We start from the raw sequence: 1543 nt of genomic DNA on the forward strand, positions 1-1543 counted from the left end.
AGTTTTTGTTTGGAGAGTTTGATCCTGGCTCAGGACGAACGCTGGCGGCGTGCTTAACACATGCAAGTCGAACGGAAAGGCCCTTCGGGGTACTCGAGTGGCGAACGGGTGAGTAACACGTGGGTGATCTGCCCTGCACTTTGGGATAAGCCTGGGAAACTGGGTCTAATACCGAATAGGACCACGCATTTCATGGTGTGTGGTGGAAAGCTTTTGCGGTGTGGGATGGGCCCGCGGCCTATCAGCTTGTTGGTGGGGTAATGGCCTACCAAGGCGACGACGGGTAGCCGGCCTGAGAGGGTGACCGGCCACACTGGGACTGAGATACGGCCCAGACTCCTACGGGAGGCAGCAGTGGGGAATATTGCACAATGGGCGCAAGCCTGATGCAGCGACGCCGCGTGAGGGATGACGGCCTTCGGGTTGTAAACCTCTTTCAATAGGGACGAAGCGCAAGTGACGGTACCTATAGAAGAAGGACCGGCCAACTACGTGCCAGCAGCCGCGGTAATACGTAGGGTCCGAGCGTTGTCCGGAATTACTGGGCGTAAAGAGCTCGTAGGTGGTTTGTCGCGTTGTTCGTGAAAACTCACAGCTTAACTGTGGGCGTGCGGGCGATACGGGCAGACTAGAGTACTGCAGGGGAGACTGGAATTCCTGGTGTAGCGGTGGAATGCGCAGATATCAGGAGGAACACCGGTGGCGAAGGCGGGTCTCTGGGCAGTAACTGACGCTGAGGAGCGAAAGCGTGGGGAGCGAACAGGATTAGATACCCTGGTAGTCCACGCCGTAAACGGTGGGTACTAGGTGTGGGTTTCCTTCCTTGGGATCCGTGCCGTAGCTAACGCATTAAGTACCCCGCCTGGGGAGTACGGCCGCAAGGCTAAAACTCAAAGGAATTGACGGGGGCCCGCACAAGCGGCGGAGCATGTGGATTAATTCGATGCAACGCGAAGAACCTTACCTGGGTTTGACATGCACAGGACGCCGGTAGAGATATTGGTTCCCTTGTGGCCTGTGTGCAGGTGGTGCATGGCTGTCGTCAGCTCGTGTCGTGAGATGTTGGGTTAAGTCCCGCAACGAGCGCAACCCTTGTCTCATGTTGCCAGCACGTTATGGTGGGGACTCGTGAGAGACTGCCGGGGTCAACTCGGAGGAAGGTGGGGATGACGTCAAGTCATCATGCCCCTTATGTCCAGGGCTTCACACATGCTACAATGGCCGGTACAAAGGGCTGCGATGCCGTGAGGTGGAGCGAATCCTTTCAAAGCCGGTCTCAGTTCGGATCGGGGTCTGCAACTCGACCCCGTGAAGTCGGAGTCGCTAGTAATCGCAGATCAGCAACGCTGCGGTGAATACGTTCCCGGGCCTTGTACACACCGCCCGTCACGTCATGAAAGTCGGTAACACCCGAAGCCGGTGGCCTAACCCTTGTGGAGGGAGCCGTCGAAGGTGGGATCGGCGATTGGGACGAAGTCGTAACAAGGTAGCCGTACCGGAAGGTGCGGCTGGATCACCTCCTTTCTAAGGAGCACCACGAAAA

Annotated in this window: 1 rRNA gene; it reads left to right on the forward strand. The window is 57.4% G+C overall.

Annotated features, from left to right (window positions below):
• The first annotated feature begins 6 nt into the window (after window positions 1–6).
• Window positions 7–1524, forward strand: a 16S ribosomal RNA gene (locus BKG60_RS02370).
• Window positions 1525–1543: the final 19 nt, after the last annotated feature.

Origin of the sequence: Mycobacterium syngnathidarum (assembly GCF_001942625.1) — a bacterium.
Lineage (GTDB): Bacteria > Actinomycetota > Actinomycetes > Mycobacteriales > Mycobacteriaceae > Mycobacterium > Mycobacterium syngnathidarum.